The 12,811-nt window shown below is 71.2% G+C and carries 10 protein-coding genes and 1 pseudogene; 6 read left to right on the top strand and 5 right to left on the bottom strand.

The genetic code is table 11. The features are described 5' to 3' along the window. Nucleotides 1-4: 4 nt before the first annotated feature. On the top strand, nt 5-1,252 hold the full coding sequence (locus Nocox_RS09450; protein WP_020544274.1) for an LLM class flavin-dependent oxidoreductase: 1,248 nt from the start codon (nt 5-7) through the stop codon (nt 1,250-1,252). Here the strand turns inward: Nocox_RS09450 and Nocox_RS09445 are convergent. After that, a pseudogene (locus Nocox_RS09445) lies at nt 1,200-2,487 on the bottom strand (RNA-guided endonuclease InsQ/TnpB family protein). The gene Nocox_RS09450 and the pseudogene Nocox_RS09445 overlap by 53 nt on opposite strands. A 151-nt stretch (nt 2,488-2,638) precedes the next feature. Here Nocox_RS09445 and Nocox_RS09440 point away from each other — a divergent pair. The 3 genes from Nocox_RS09440 (at nt 2,639) to Nocox_RS09430 (ending at nt 4,794) form a co-directional block, all read left to right on the top strand. Next, nucleotides 2,639-3,529 (top strand): TIGR03619 family F420-dependent LLM class oxidoreductase, encoded by an 891-nt coding sequence (locus tag Nocox_RS09440; protein WP_246649755.1) that lies wholly within the window; start codon nt 2,639-2,641, stop codon nt 3,527-3,529. An 81-nt stretch (nt 3,530-3,610) separates the two neighbouring features. Then, nucleotides 3,611-4,420, top strand: a complete 810-nt coding sequence (locus Nocox_RS09435; protein ID WP_020546252.1) for a HipA family kinase — start codon at nt 3,611-3,613, stop codon at nt 4,418-4,420. After that, nucleotides 4,417-4,794: a DUF3037 domain-containing protein gene (locus Nocox_RS09430; protein WP_020546251.1), complete on the top strand. Its 378-nt coding sequence runs from the start codon at nt 4,417-4,419 to the stop codon at nt 4,792-4,794. The genes Nocox_RS09435 and Nocox_RS09430 overlap by 4 nt, the downstream gene beginning before the upstream one ends. A 9-nt stretch (nt 4,795-4,803) precedes the next feature. Here the strand turns inward: Nocox_RS09430 and Nocox_RS09425 are convergent, their stop codons facing one another. The 4 genes from Nocox_RS09425 to Nocox_RS09410 all read right to left on the bottom strand — a co-directional run bounded on the left by Nocox_RS09425 (nt 4,804) and on the right by Nocox_RS09410 (nt 9,740). Next, on the bottom strand, nt 4,804-5,646 hold the full coding sequence (locus tag Nocox_RS09425; protein WP_026214962.1) for a GNAT family N-acetyltransferase: 843 nt from the start codon (nt 5,644-5,646) through the stop codon (nt 4,804-4,806). A gap of 72 nt (nt 5,647-5,718) precedes the next feature. Continuing rightward, complete coding sequence (locus Nocox_RS09420) at nt 5,719-7,365, bottom strand: alpha/beta hydrolase (protein ID WP_026214961.1); 1,647 nt, start codon at nt 7,363-7,365, stop codon at nt 5,719-5,721. Between the two features lie 139 nt (nt 7,366-7,504). Next, the gene (locus Nocox_RS09415; protein ID WP_063711700.1) at nt 7,505-8,644 is read right to left on the bottom strand and encodes a trypsin-like serine peptidase; all 1,140 of its coding nucleotides are present in this window, start codon (nt 8,642-8,644) and stop codon (nt 7,505-7,507) included. Nucleotides 8,645-8,699: 55 nt separating this feature from the next. Beyond that, a complete protein-coding gene (locus Nocox_RS09410) occupies nt 8,700-9,740 on the bottom strand; it encodes a trypsin-like serine peptidase (RefSeq protein WP_020546247.1) in 1,041 nt (346 codons plus the stop codon). A 196-nt stretch (nt 9,741-9,936) separates the two neighbouring features. Here Nocox_RS09410 and dxr point away from each other — a divergent pair, with 196 nt between their 5' ends. Next, nucleotides 9,937-11,139 carry a 1-deoxy-D-xylulose-5-phosphate reductoisomerase gene (gene dxr, locus Nocox_RS09405; protein WP_020546246.1) on the top strand — a complete coding sequence of 401 codons (1,203 nt, stop codon included), beginning with the start codon at nt 9,937-9,939 and terminating at the stop codon, nt 11,137-11,139. A 39-nt stretch (nt 11,140-11,178) separates the two neighbouring features. Further along, nucleotides 11,179-12,354: a flavodoxin-dependent (E)-4-hydroxy-3-methylbut-2-enyl-diphosphate synthase gene (ispG, locus tag Nocox_RS09400; RefSeq protein ID WP_020546245.1), complete on the top strand. Its 1,176-nt coding sequence runs from the start codon at nt 11,179-11,181 to the stop codon at nt 12,352-12,354. Nucleotides 12,355-12,811 lie beyond the last annotated feature (457 nt).

The raw sequence follows: 12,811 nt of genomic DNA, 5'->3' as shown, positions 1-12,811 counted from the left end.
CCCGGTGAAGTTTTCCATCTTCCTTAACCCGCAGGTTCCAGGCTCCGGATACGCGGCCGAGGAGAACGCCAAGGCCAGGCGCCCGATCGGACGGGACACGGAGTCGTACCAGAATCTGCTGCACGAGGTGCGGGAGATAGCGGTGCTGGCCGACCAGCTCGGGTTCGACGCGCTGATGATGACCGAGCACCACTTCCACTCGGAGGGCATGGAGTTCTCGGTCAACCCGCTGATGTTCCTCACCGACCTCGCCGCCCGCACAGAACGTATTCTGCTCGCCCCGCTCGGCCTGGTGCTGCCCGCCTGGGACCCGATCAGGGCGGCCGAGGACGTGGCGCTGCTCGACCAGTTCTGCAAGGGCCGGCTGCGGCTGGGCGTGGCCCGCGGCTACCAGAACCGCTGGATGAACGTGCTCGGCCAGCGCTGGCACGCGGCCGCCGCCCGCTCCGACGGCTCGGCCTCCGACACGCGCAACTTCGACGTCTTCGGCGAGGTGCTGAAGATCATGAAGATGGCGTGGACGCAGGAGACGATCCGCTACAAGTCGGACGTGCTGGACTACCAGGTGCCCTACCCGTACGAGGGCATCGAGGGCTGGCCCGCCCAGGAGTGGACGAAGACCTTCGGCGCGCCCGGCGAGCTGGACGAGGACGGCAAGGTCGTCTCCGTCTCCGTCTGCCCCCGGCCCTACCAGAACCCCCACCCGGAGCTGTGGCAGCCGTTCACCATCTCGGACCGGTCGGTGATCAGGGCGGCCCAGGAGAACATCCTGCCGTGGATGTTCACCCCCAACCCCGACGACCACGCCGCCAAGGCCAAGCTCTACCAGGAGGAGTCCGCCCGCCAGGGCCGCGACTACAAGCTCGGCGAGCACACCGGCATCCTCAAGATCGTCGGCATCGCGGACACCGCCGAGCAGGCCGTCAACACCTTCGGCCGCAGCATCCCCAAGGACTTCGCCGCCTTCTTCGGCCCCTTCGGCTACCTGGAGGTGCTGCGCAAGAAGGAGGACGAGAAGCACAAGCCCATCTCGCCGGAGAAGGGCGACGCCAAGCGCATGAAGGAGGTCGAGATGGCGCTGTTCGGCACCCCCGACGACGTCAAGCGCGGCATCCAGCGCATGCTCGACCGCATGCCCGACCTGGAGTGGTTCGGCCTCTACATGCAGGGCCAGCAGGGCGTCCTGCCGCTGGACACCGTCAAGCGCAACCTCGAACTGTTCGCCACCAAGGTCGCCCCCGAGTTCCGTTGACTTCCTCCCCCTCGTGAACGAGGAGGATTCCGACCGTCGCCGGTCGGTCTTCCTGCTTCATCGCCGGTCGCCCGCCGCGAGAGGAGGACTCCCGCTTGAGGTCTTACACCAGCTCCACAGGCGTTTCAGCTCTCCGCCGGCCCGGCGGCGAGCAGTATGTTCCGGGCCGCGTTCACCTCCCGGTCATGCACCGCGCCGCAAGCACAGGTCCACTCGCGAACGTTCAACGGCAGCTCTTCCTGCAGGGCCCCGCAGAGCGAGCACAGTTTGGAGGAGGGGAACCAGCGGTCCATCACCACCAGGGTGCGGCCGTACCAGGCTGTCTTGTACTCCAGCATGCCGCGCAGTTCCCGCCAGCCGGCGTCGGAGATGGCTCGGGCCAGCCTGCGGTTTTTGACCATGTTGCGGACGGCCAGGTCCTCCACGGCGATCACTTGATTCTCGGAAACCAGCCGTGTGGTGACCTTGTGCAGATAGTCCCGCCTGCGGTCGGCGATCCGGGCGTGCACCCGTGCCACCTTCAGCCGGGCCTTGGCCCGGTTCTTCGACCCCTTCTCCTTACGGGCCAGCGCCCGCTGCGCCTTGGCCGGCCTGCGCCGCTCACGACGCTCATGACGCGGGTTGGCGATCTGCTCGCCGCACGACAGCGTCGCCAGGGCGGTGAGGCCGGCGTCCAGGCCCGTCGACCGCTCGACCGGCGGCAAAGGCGCAATTTTCTCCTCCACCAGGAGGGACACGAACCACCGCCCGGCCGGGTCCCTGGACACGGTGACCGTGGACGGCTCGGCCCCCTCGGGCAGCGGACGCGACCACACGATGTCCAGCGGCGCGTCCATCTTGGCCAGGGTGAGCCGGCCGTCGCGCCAGCGGAACGCCGAGCGGGTGTATTCGGCCGACGCCCGCGACCGCTTTCTGCTCTTGAACGTCGGGTACTTGGCCCGCTTGGCGAAGAAGTTCGCGAACGCCGCCTGCAGATGCCGCAGCGTCTGCTGCAACGGCACCGACGACACCTCGCACAAGAACGCCAGCTTCGGCGTCTTCTTCCACGCGGTCAGCGCGGCCGACGACTCCGCGTAGGAGACGCCACGGCCTTCCAACCTGTAGGCGCGGGTCCGCTCTTCCAATGCCTTGTTGTAGACCAGGCGCACGCAGCCGAACGTCCGGACAAGCTCCTCGGACTGCTCAGGGGTCGGATAGAAGCGGTACTTGTAGGCCCGCTTCACCAGCTGCGCCACCTTTCGATTCTATGTGCGAGATCACTCGCGCACCGGCAGATTCCGAAAAATGACGGCGGTCCGCCTGACGGCGTAACGCCTGCTCCTGCCCTGCCCCGCAGGAGTCCGATTCCTCCCCGCCTGAAGACGAGGGTTTCCTCGGAGGTATCTGATGAACGACGCAGCCGCGATGAAGATCTGGCTGGCCGCCTCCTTCGTCGACACCGGCCAGTTCACCGAGCTGGCGCGGGCCGCGGAACGCTGCGGGTTCGACACGCTGACGCTCTCCGACCACCTGTTCTACGCCGACTTCGACACGCCCTACCCGTACTCGCGGTCGGGCCGGCCCCGCTGGAACGCCGCCACGCACTGGCCGGACGTGTGGGTGACGATCGGGGCGATGGCCGCGGTCACCGGCACGCTGCGCTTCTCCCCCAACGTCTACATCGCGCCCGCCCGCGACCTGTTCACCGTGGCCAAGCAGGTGTCCACGGCGGCGGTGCTGTCGGGCGGCCGGGTGACGTTCGGGGTCGGGGTGGGCTGGTGCAAGGAGGAGTTCACCGGCACCGGGCAGGACTTCCACACGCGCGGCCGGCGCCTGGACGCCATGCTGCCGGTGCTGCGGGCGCTGTGGGCGGGCGAGCGCGTCACGCTCGACGGCCTGCCGGAGCTGTCGATCTCGCCGGTCCCGGCCGCTCCCGTCCCCGTGTACGTCGGCGGCGACAGCGAGGCCGCCCTGCGCCGCGCCGCCCGGCTCGGCGACGGCTGGATCGGCAACCGCATCTACACCGAGGACGAGCTCGACCCGGTGCTCGCCACCCTGCGCCGGCTGCTGGCCGAGAACGGCAGGGACGGCGAGCCGTTCGACGTCATCGCGCCCCTGGCCGAGCTGCCCGACGCCGGGACCTACCGCCGCTACGCCGCCAAGGGCGTGACCGGCACGCTGGCCGCCCCCTGGTGGCTCGCCACGCCGGAGGAGAAGGCCAGGCACGGCGAGGGCACGCTGGAGCTCAAGCTCGCGGCCATGGAGCGCTTCGCCGAGGAGGTCATCGCCAAGCTCTGACCCGGCCAGCCCCACCCGGCCGGGCGGGAAGCTGTGACGCCGAGGGACGAAAGTACGTCCGATGGGCGATAGCCTCGTGTCGTGCTGGATAGGATCGCAGCCACGCGTTACGTCACCCCGCTGCGGGAGGGCGGCTCGCTGCCCGGCGTCGTCGAGGCCGACGACCTGGGCACCTACGTCGTCAAGTTCCGCGAGGCGGGGCAGGGCCGGCGGGTGCTGGTCGCCGAGATCATCGCCGGCGAGCTGGCCCGCAGGCTGGGGCTGCGCACCCCTGACCTCAAGCTCGTCGACATCGACCCGCAGCTCGGCGCCCGCGAGCCCGACGAGGAGGTCCAGGACCTCCTCAAGGCCAGCGCCGGGCTCAACCTGGCGGTCGACTTCCTGCCGGGCGCGCTCGGGTTCGAGCCGCTGGCGTGGGTGGCCGATCCGGTGTTCGCGGCCCGGGTGGTGTGGTTCGACGGCCTCATCCACAACATCGACCGGAGCTGGCGCAACCCCAACCTGCTGATCTGGCACCGCGACACCTGGCTGATCGACCACGGCGCGTCCCTGTGGTTCCACCACAACTGGCCGACCGCCGATCCGCAACGGCCGTTCGACGCCGCCGAGCACGTGCTGGCCCCCTACGCCGGCGACGTCGCCGCCGCGGGCGCCCACCTGGCCGCCAGGATCACCCGCGAGCTGCTGGAGACCGTGACGGCGCTGGTGCCCGACGAGTGGCTGGCCGGCGAGCCGGGCTTCGACGGGCCCGGGGCGGTGCGGGACGCGTACGTCGAGCATCTGCTGGCCCGCGCCCACGGGCCGGGCGGGTGGCTGGTGCGCGGCGAGCGGCGGGAGCAGCGTTCCGGGCCGGGTTCGGTCGGCGAGTTCTGGCGGGGAGGCGGCCGGTGAGCAGGGACGTCTACGAGTACGCGGTGATCCGCGTCATTCCGAGGATCGAACGGGGCGAGCAGATCAACGTGGGCGTGCTGCTCTACTGCCAGCCGCGCGGCTACCTGTGCGCCCGGGTCGAGCTGGACGCGGCCCGGCTGCGGGCGCTCGACCCGTCGGCCGACGTCTCCGCGGTGCGCCGGGCGCTCACCGCGTACGAGCTGGCCTGCGGCGAGCAGCCGGGCCCGCTCGCGGCCGAGCCGCTGGGCGGCAGGTTCCGCTGGCTCACCGCGCCCCGCAGCACGATCGTGCAGTCCGGCCCCGTGCACGCGGGCCTCACCGCCGACCCGGACACCGAGCTGGCCCGCCTGTTCGACAAGCTGGTGCGCGTCTAGGGAGCGCGCTCAGAAAAGCACCGACATGAAGGTGTCGACCTCGGTGAAGCCCACCTTCTTGTAGACCGCGCGGGCCGAGCGGTTGTAGTCGTTGACGTAGAGGCTGACGACGGGGGCGAAGCACTCCCTGGCCGCCTCCACGACCGCCGCCATGCCGGCCACCGCGTGCCCGCGCCCGCGCAGCTCCGGGTCCACCCACACGCCCTGGATCTGGCACGCCTGCGGCGTGACCGCGCCCACCTCGGCCTTGAAGACGACCCGGCCGTTCTCGATGCGCGCGTAGGAGCGGCCGATCCTGATCAGCTCGGCGACCCGCGTGCGGTAGAGCGCGCCGCCGTCGCCGAGGTTGGGCGAGACGCCGACCTCCTCGGTGAACATGGCCACGCACGCCGGCAGCAGGATGTCGAACTCCTCCGGCCGCACCCGGCGCACCCACGGGTCGGCGGGCACCGGCGGCTTGCGCGAGATCGCCATGACCGGCTGCGCCCAGCGGATGGCCCGCGCCCGCCCCCAGTGCGGCTCCAGCCGCTCCCACAGCAGCGACACGGCGTCGGCCGGGCCGACGATGGACGAGCAGCGCCGCCCCTGCCTGCGGGCACGGTCGGCGAAGGCGTGGATCGCCTCCGGCCCGGCGTTGACCGGCACCATGTTGGCTCCGGCGTAACAGAGCGAGACGAGGGCTCCGCGCGGCCCGAACCCCCACATCTGCCCGCCGAGCCGCGCCGGATTGAGTCCGACGGCCCGCACCCGGGAGGAGACGAAGACGTTGGCGACCGGATCGGTGTCCAGCAGGGCGAGGACTTCGTCCCGGTCGCTGTCGTCCAGCACGCGCGACGCCGAGGTACGCAGCATCACATGGTCAGACTACGCGAAGGGTCACCGATTAGCTCATCCGGCGCAGCCCACAGTGACCCATTCTTGACGTCAATTCAGGTGTGGCAGCCTCAGCAGGCCGAGAACGCCCAGAAGCTCGCCCACGCCGGGCCCCGCCGCCGCCGGGACGCGCCGGGCCGCCATCCGCTCGGCCGGGCTCGGCTGGGGCAGCGCCTCGCACACCGCGTCGCGCCGCGGCAGCGTGCCGTCGAGCAGGTAGGCGGCCAGATGCCGGTCCACGCACTGGTTGCCGGCCAGCGACACGCCGTGGTTGCCGCCCTTGTCCATCACCAGCCTCGCCGTCGGGAAGAGCCGCCGCATCCGCAGCGCCCCCGCGTACGGCGTCGCCGCGTCGTCGCGCGCCTGCAGCATGAGGACCGGCGGCAGCTTCGCGGACCCGCGCACCTCGACGGGAGGGCCGCCGGGCACCGGCCAGAAGGCGCACGGGGCGTTGAACCAGGTGTTCGGCCAGGTCAGGAAGGGCGCGGTGCGGTGCGCCGCGTACATGTCCCCCCGCCACGTGGACCACTCGCGCGGCCAGCGGGCGTCGCGGCACTGGACGCCGAGGTAGACGGCGTAGCCGTTCTCGTCGGAGGCGTCGTTCTTGCCGTGCTTCTCGTAGAGGTCGAGCAGCCCCTTCGTCTCGCCCTGCCGGACGTAGTCGGACCACGCCTGCGCGAACTGCGGCCAGACCCGGTCGCTGTAGCCCGTGATGATGAAGGCGTCGTCCAGCTCGCTCGGCCCCATGACGCCGCCCGCGGGCCTGGTGCGCAGCCGGTCGCGCATCGCGTAGTAGGCGAACTGCGTCTGCCTGAAGGTGCGGCCCAGCTTGTAGACGTCGTGGTGCCCGGCGATCCAGGTGAGGAACTGGTGGTGGCGGCGCTCGAAGGAGTGGTCCTGGGTGAGGTTCGAGCGGTACCACACCGCGGTCGGGTCCACGATGCTGTCCAGGACCAGCCGCTTGACCCGCTTGGGGAACAGCGTGGCGTAGACGGCGCCGAGGTAGGTGCCGTACGAGAAGCCCAGGTAGCTGATCCTCTCCTCGCCGAGGGCGGCGCGGATCCGGTCCATGTCCCTGGCCGCGTTCTCGGTGCTGAGGTGCGGCAGCAGCCAGGACCAGCGCTCGCCGCAGCGGCCGGCGTACGTGGCGGCCCGCGCCAGCAGCCGCTGCTCGTCGGCGACGCTGTGCGGCACGGCGTCCTGGCGCGGCGCCCGGTAGAAGACCTCCGGGTCCACGCAGCTCAGCGCCGGCTCGCTCGCGCCGACGCCGCGCGGGTCGAAGCCGACGACGTCGTAGCGCTCGCTCACGCCGGCCGGCAGCCCGGAGGCGACGTACTCGGTCAACGCCCGCCCGGACGCCCCCGGTCCGCCCGGGTTGATCAGCAGCGTGCCCAGCCGGTCGGCGTTCCGCGGCGTCTTGGCCCTGATCCGGTTGATCGCCACCTTGATCGACTGGCCCGAGGGCCGGCTGTAGTCGAGCGGCACCTCGACGGTGGCGCATTCGAGCGCGGCGTTGACCGCCTTGCCCGTCACCCGGGGGCACGTGCCCCAGACCACCGGCGCGGCGGGCGCCGCCGCGTGCGCCGCCCCCACGGCGGAGCTCCCGGCGGCGTTGCCCGCCATCGCCGGCTGCTCCCCGTTCGCGACCAGCGCGACCAGCGCCGCCATCCCGGCGACCACCCCAACTACCCGCTTCACCCGGCCCCCTTCCTGTTCGTCGGCCCCCTTCGCGGGGCCCTGTGATGCTCCCGTGGGTCACGGGGCGATGACGGCCGGTATGGCGAAAAGCTTGCCATTCTGTAATGGCCCGATGACGGACGGCGACCGGCGCGAGCGCTCAGGAGCGCTGGGCGGTGTCGTAGAGGGCCTTGGCGGCGGCCCCGAAGTACGGGCCGTACATCGTGCGCGCGTCGTCGGTGTACTTGAAGCTGCTCAGCGAGGTGATCCGGCCGCGGCCGGTGGCCGGGTCGAAGCCGGTCAGCCAGGGGCCGCCGCTGGAGCCGGCCGTCATGGCGCAGCCGAGCCCCTGGTCACGGGTCTGCTTGTACGGGTCGTCGCGCAGCCGCCCCGCGCAGTAGACCAGGTGGTCGCCCCGGTAGGGAGGGTCCGCCGGATAGCCGAAGCCGTACGCCTGGCCGCCGCGCGGCACGTTGAAGGCGATCTCCTGGGCGCCCACCGCCTCGGCCGCGTGCCTCCCGCCCGAGGGGGCGAGGGCGACCATGCCGATGTCGTAGTCGTCGTCGGCCTTGCGCGCCCACGGGCCGGTGACGAACATGCGGCGGGCGGCGTAGCGGCCGTACGGCTGCTCGCCGCGGCTGCCGTAGCCCGGGACGAACGTCCAGTTCTGGGCCCATTCGCCGGCGCCGTCCTTGACGCAGTGGCCGGCGGTGACCACGACGTCCTGGTTGGCGCTCTTCACGGTGCTGGCCGAGCAGACGAAGTCGGCGCCGTTCAGGGTCATGAACACCCGCCCGGTGGTCCTGGAGACCGCGCCGCCCGCGCCCCAGCGGGCGCCGATCGTGCTGGCCGCGGGCGCCGCCGGCGCCGCCGCCGCCTGCCGGCGCGGCATGGGCAGCTTGGAGGCGGCGGGCGCGGGCAGGGTCAGCGCCGCCGCTTGCCTGGGCCTCCCCGGAGCCTGGCCGGTCAGCCCACCCAGCAGGCCGTCGCCGCCGGTCACCAGGTCGAGCAGGTCGATGGGCAGGGCCCCCGCCATGCGCCGCGGCGTCCAGTAGTCGAGCACGCGCCGCTGCTCGGCCGCGGTGTGCGCGGCCACGTGCTCGACCACGGGTTCGGTGGCGGACGTGGCGGGCGTTGCGGCCGGCCGCCCGGCTGCCGGACCGGCGGCCGGTTGCCGGGCCGGATGGGACGCCGGGACGGGGTCTGCCTGCCGCGGGCCAGGGGCCGCGCCGATGAGTGCGGGGCCCATCAGCCCCGCCACCAGCGGAGCCGCCGCAAGCAGGGGGGTGCTCAGAGTCATGACCCCCGAGTGTGCAGCACTCCCCGTGTCGTTGTGACTACTTTCGGTGAATTACTCAGAGTACGCCGGTGGTTTGCGCCCATTGGTAGACGGCTTGGGCCTCGTTCCCGAAATAGGGGCCGAACATCCAGTTGGGGGCGAAGCCGTATTTGAAGCTGTTCACCGAGTTGAGAGTGCCGAGCCCCGTCGACTCGTCGAAGTTCAGCATCCAGGGGCCGCCGCTCGCGCCGCCGGTCTGGTCGCAGGTCAGGCCGAGGTCGTCGGAGAGCAGATGGTCATCGAAGGCGCGGCCGCTGCAGTGGACCAGCTTCGAACCGTCGTACGGGGCCACTGCCGGATAGCCGAAGGCGTACATCTGCCGGCGGCGCGGCTGGTTGAAGGCCACGCCCTGGCCGCCCACGACGTCCACCAGGCTCCTGCCGTCCAGCGGGGCGACCACGGCGGCGGCCATGTCGTGATCGACGTCCTCGCTCGCGTTCCACTGCGGGGTGGTCAGCAGCTTGGTGGCGGCCCAGGTGCCGAACGGGCGCGCGCCCTTGTCGTAGCCGGGGACGAAGACCCAGTTGGTGTGGAAGGCGCCGTTCAGCTTGACGCAGTGGCCCGCGGTGATCACCACGCTCTTGTTCGCGCTGGTCACCGCCGAGCCGGAGCAGGAGGCGTTGCGGCCCTGCGTGGTGAAGAAGATCCGGCCGGTGGTCCTCACCACCGCGCCCCCGCCCGTCCAGGGAGCGCCCCCGCTCCGCGCGGCCTGGAGCGACGAGGCCGCCCGGGAAGGCGCCACAGTGGACGGGCCCCCTGCGGACGGGCCCGCCGTGGGCTGGGCCCCTGCGGACGCGGCGGTCACGTCGGCGGCCGACAGTTTGGCGCCCTTGGCCGGGGTGGGCGGGGTCAGCGGCTCGGCGGCCTCCATCCTCGTCGCCGTCCAGTAGCGCACGACCTGCCGGCGCTCGGCGGCCGAGTCCGCTGCCGCGTGCTGGGCGGGCCTCGGCCGGACCTGAGCCTGGACCTGGGCCTGGGCCGTGGTCGCGGGCAGCAGCGCGGCGACGCTTCCCGAGGCGAGGGCGAGGGTGGAGAGCAGAGCGAGCCTGCGACGCATTACGTACCTCCAGAAACCGGACGTGAGGTTGGAAGGTAGCCGCCGCAATAAGCGAATTTCTCAAGATATGCGCATACCGATATAGCCATATTCCGACACAAATACGGCCCGTTCTCTGCCGTCACATGCGTAAACGAATTTCGGGACGTACCGCACCCCGTGCCCGTGCGCGTCCCGAACCGGGGACAATGGACAGGTGCACGCAGAGACCCACCGTCCCCCCGCAAGGTCCGTCGTCCTGCTCGGCTCCACCGGCTCCATAGGCACGCAGACCCTCGACGTCATAGCCGCCGCCCAAGGCCGCTTCGAGGTCGTGGCGCTGGCCGCCGGCGGCGCCAAGGTCGGCCTGCTCGCCCGGCAGGCGGCCGAGTTCGGCGTCGAGGCGGTGGCGGTGGCCGACCCCGCGGCGGTGCCCGCGCTCAAGGAGGCGCTGGACGCGCACGGCGTCCGGCCCAAGGTGCTGGCCGGCCCCGAGGGGGTCGCCGAGGCGGCCGCCTGGCGCTGCGACACCGTGCTCAACGGCATCACCGGCGCGCTCGGGCTCACCTCCACGCTGGTCGCGCTGGAGGCGGGCCGCACCCTCGCCCTCGCCAACAAGGAGTCCCTGATCATCGGCGGCCCGCTGGTCAAGCGGCTGGCCGCGCCCGGCCAGATCCTGCCCGTCGACTCCGAGCACTCGGCGCTCCAGCAGTGCCTGTGGGCGGCGGGGCCCGGCGCGTACGACCCGGCGAGCGTCCGGCGTCTCGTCGTCACCGCGAGCGGCGGGCCGTTCCGCGGGCGGCGGCGCGAGGAGCTGACCGAGGTCACGCCCGAGATGGCGCTGGCCCACCCCACCTGGTCGATGGGCCCGGTCATCACCGTCAACTCCGCCACCCTGGTCAACAAGGGGCTGGAGGTCATCGAGGCGCACCTGCTGTTCGACCTGGGCTTCGACCGCATCGAGGTGGTGGTCCACCCCCAGTCGATCATCCACTCCATGGTCGAGTACGTCGACGGCTCCACCATGGCCCAGGCCAGCCCGCCCGACATGCGCCTGCCGATCGCGCTCGCGCTCGGCCATCCGCACCGCGTCCCCGGCGCCGCCCGCGGCGTCGACTGGACCGAGGCCCACACCTGGACCTTCGAGCCCCTCGACGACGTGGCGTTCCCGTCGGTCGCCCTGGCCAGGCACGTCGGCTCCGAGGGCGGCACCGCGCCCGCCGTCTACAACGCCGCCAACGAGGTGTGCGTGGAGGCGTTCCTGGGGGGCAGGCTGCCGTTCCTGGCGATCGTCGACACGGTCGCCAGGGTGGTCGAGGAGCACCAGGTCACCGCGGCCGAGTCCGTCGAGGAGGTGCTCGCGGCCGACGCCTGGGCCCGCGCCCGTGCGGCCGAGCTCACGGCGGGGCAGTCCCGCTAGCTACATAAACTTGAATCCGTCGCCACAGTAAGGGTTGAAATGTCTTCCGTAGCTCTCGGCATCCCGACGGTCCGTCCCAAGCCGCTCGCCGAACGCCGCCACTCACGCCAGATCATGGTGGGCAACGTGCCCGTGGGCGGCGACGCGCCGGTCTCGGTGCAGTCGATGACGACCACGGTGACCGCCGACGTCAACTCCACGCTGCAGCAGATCGCCGAGCTGACCGCGTCCGGCTGCCAGATCGTGCGCGTGGCGGTGCCGTCCCAGGACGACGCCGAAGCGCTGCCTCTCATCGCGAAGAAGTCGCAGATCCCCGTGATCGCCGACATCCACTTCCAGCCGAAGTACGTCTTCGCCGCCATCGAGGCGGGCTGCGCCGCCGTCCGGGTCAACCCGGGCAACATCAAGAAGTTCGACGACAAGGTGGGCGAGATCGCCAGGGCCGCCGCCGACCACGGCGTGCCCATCCGCATCGGCGTCAACGCCGGCTCCCTCGACCCCCGCCTGCTGGAGAAGTACGGCAAGGCCACTCCCGAGGCGCTGGTCGAGTCCGCCCTGTGGGAGTGCTCGCTGTTCGAGGAGCACGGCTTCCGCGACATCAAGATCTCGGTCAAGCACAACGACCCCGTCGTCATGATCAACGCCTACCGCCTGCTCGCCGCCAGGTGCGACTACCCGCTGCACTTGGGCGTGACCGAGGCGGGCCCGGCCTTCCAGGGCACGATCAAGTCCGCGGTCGCCTTCGGCGCCCTGCTCGCCGAGGGCATCGGCGACACCATCCGCGTCTCGCTGTCCGCCCCTCCCGTCGAGGAGGTCAAGGTCGGCACCCAGATCCTGGAGTCGCTGGGCCTGCGCGAGCGCGGCCTCGAGATTGTCTCCTGCCCGTCCTGCGGACGCGCCCAGGTCGACGTCTACACCCTGGCCGAGCAGGTGCAGGCCGGCCTTGAGGGCCTGAAGGTGCCGCTGCGGGTGGCCGTGATGGGCTGCGTCGTCAACGGCCCCGGCGAGGCCCGCGAGGCCGACCTCGGGGTCGCCTCGGGCAACGGCAAGGGCCAGATCTTCGTCAAGGGCGAGGTCATCAAGACCGTCCCCGAGTCCCAGATCGTGGAGACGCTGATCGAGGAGGCACTGCGCCTGGCCGAGGAGATGGGCGTGGAAGTCGACCTCGACGACGACTCCCCCGCCACCTCGGGCCCGGTCGTCACGGTCGGCTGACACCGGCCTCCGCCGGACGGGCTCACCACCCGTCCGGCCGCCAAAGGGCCGGACGTCTCTGCCTGCTCCTGGTAGATATCCTCGATCGTCTGCACGCTGGACAGCAGCGGCCTGCCCGAGACCGGCGGCGCGGACGGCGGTCAGGGACGACAGAGGCCGAGACGGGATGCAGGGTAGGGCAGATCCAAGGAGCAAACCTCCATCGGTCGGAATCGATCAGGAGGGACGGCCACCCCGCGGGTCATTGAGGCTGATGGGACACAGTACGGATCTCAGCCGATCAATCGCAGCCAGAGCGCTCACTCATGACTGTCAGTTGAGCACACGTGGACGAAAAGTCATCCCGTTCCCCCGAAAATTCCCACGACCCCAGATATAGACCGTCCATACCGCCTCTAAACTTCTCTTGGAAGTTGGAATAACTCGGCGATCCACAGATCTGAAGCATTTCGCATCG

The organism is Nonomuraea coxensis DSM 45129 (assembly GCF_019397265.1).
Classification (GTDB): Bacteria; Actinomycetota; Actinomycetes; order Streptosporangiales; family Streptosporangiaceae; genus Nonomuraea; species Nonomuraea coxensis.
The sequence above is the reverse complement of the archived record's forward strand: the minus strand, read 5'-3'. Positions and strand labels throughout refer to the sequence as shown.

Coding starts and splice junctions, on each gene's coding strand:
- Nocox_RS09440 (WP_246649755.1), top strand. CDS start 2,639: ATGAACGACGCAGCCGCGATGAAGATCTGGCTGGCCGCCTCCTTCGTC.
- Nocox_RS09425 (WP_026214962.1), bottom strand. CDS start 5,646: ATGCTGCGTACCTCGGCGTCGCGCGTGCTGGACGACAGCGACCGGGAC.
- Nocox_RS09415 (WP_063711700.1), bottom strand. CDS start 8,644: ATGACTCTGAGCACCCCCCTGCTTGCGGCGGCTCCGCTGGTGGCGGGG.
- Nocox_RS09410 (WP_020546247.1), bottom strand. CDS start 9,740: ATGCGTCGCAGGCTCGCTCTGCTCTCCACCCTCGCCCTCGCCTCGGGA.
- ispG (WP_020546245.1), top strand. CDS start 11,179: ATGTCTTCCGTAGCTCTCGGCATCCCGACGGTCCGTCCCAAGCCGCTC.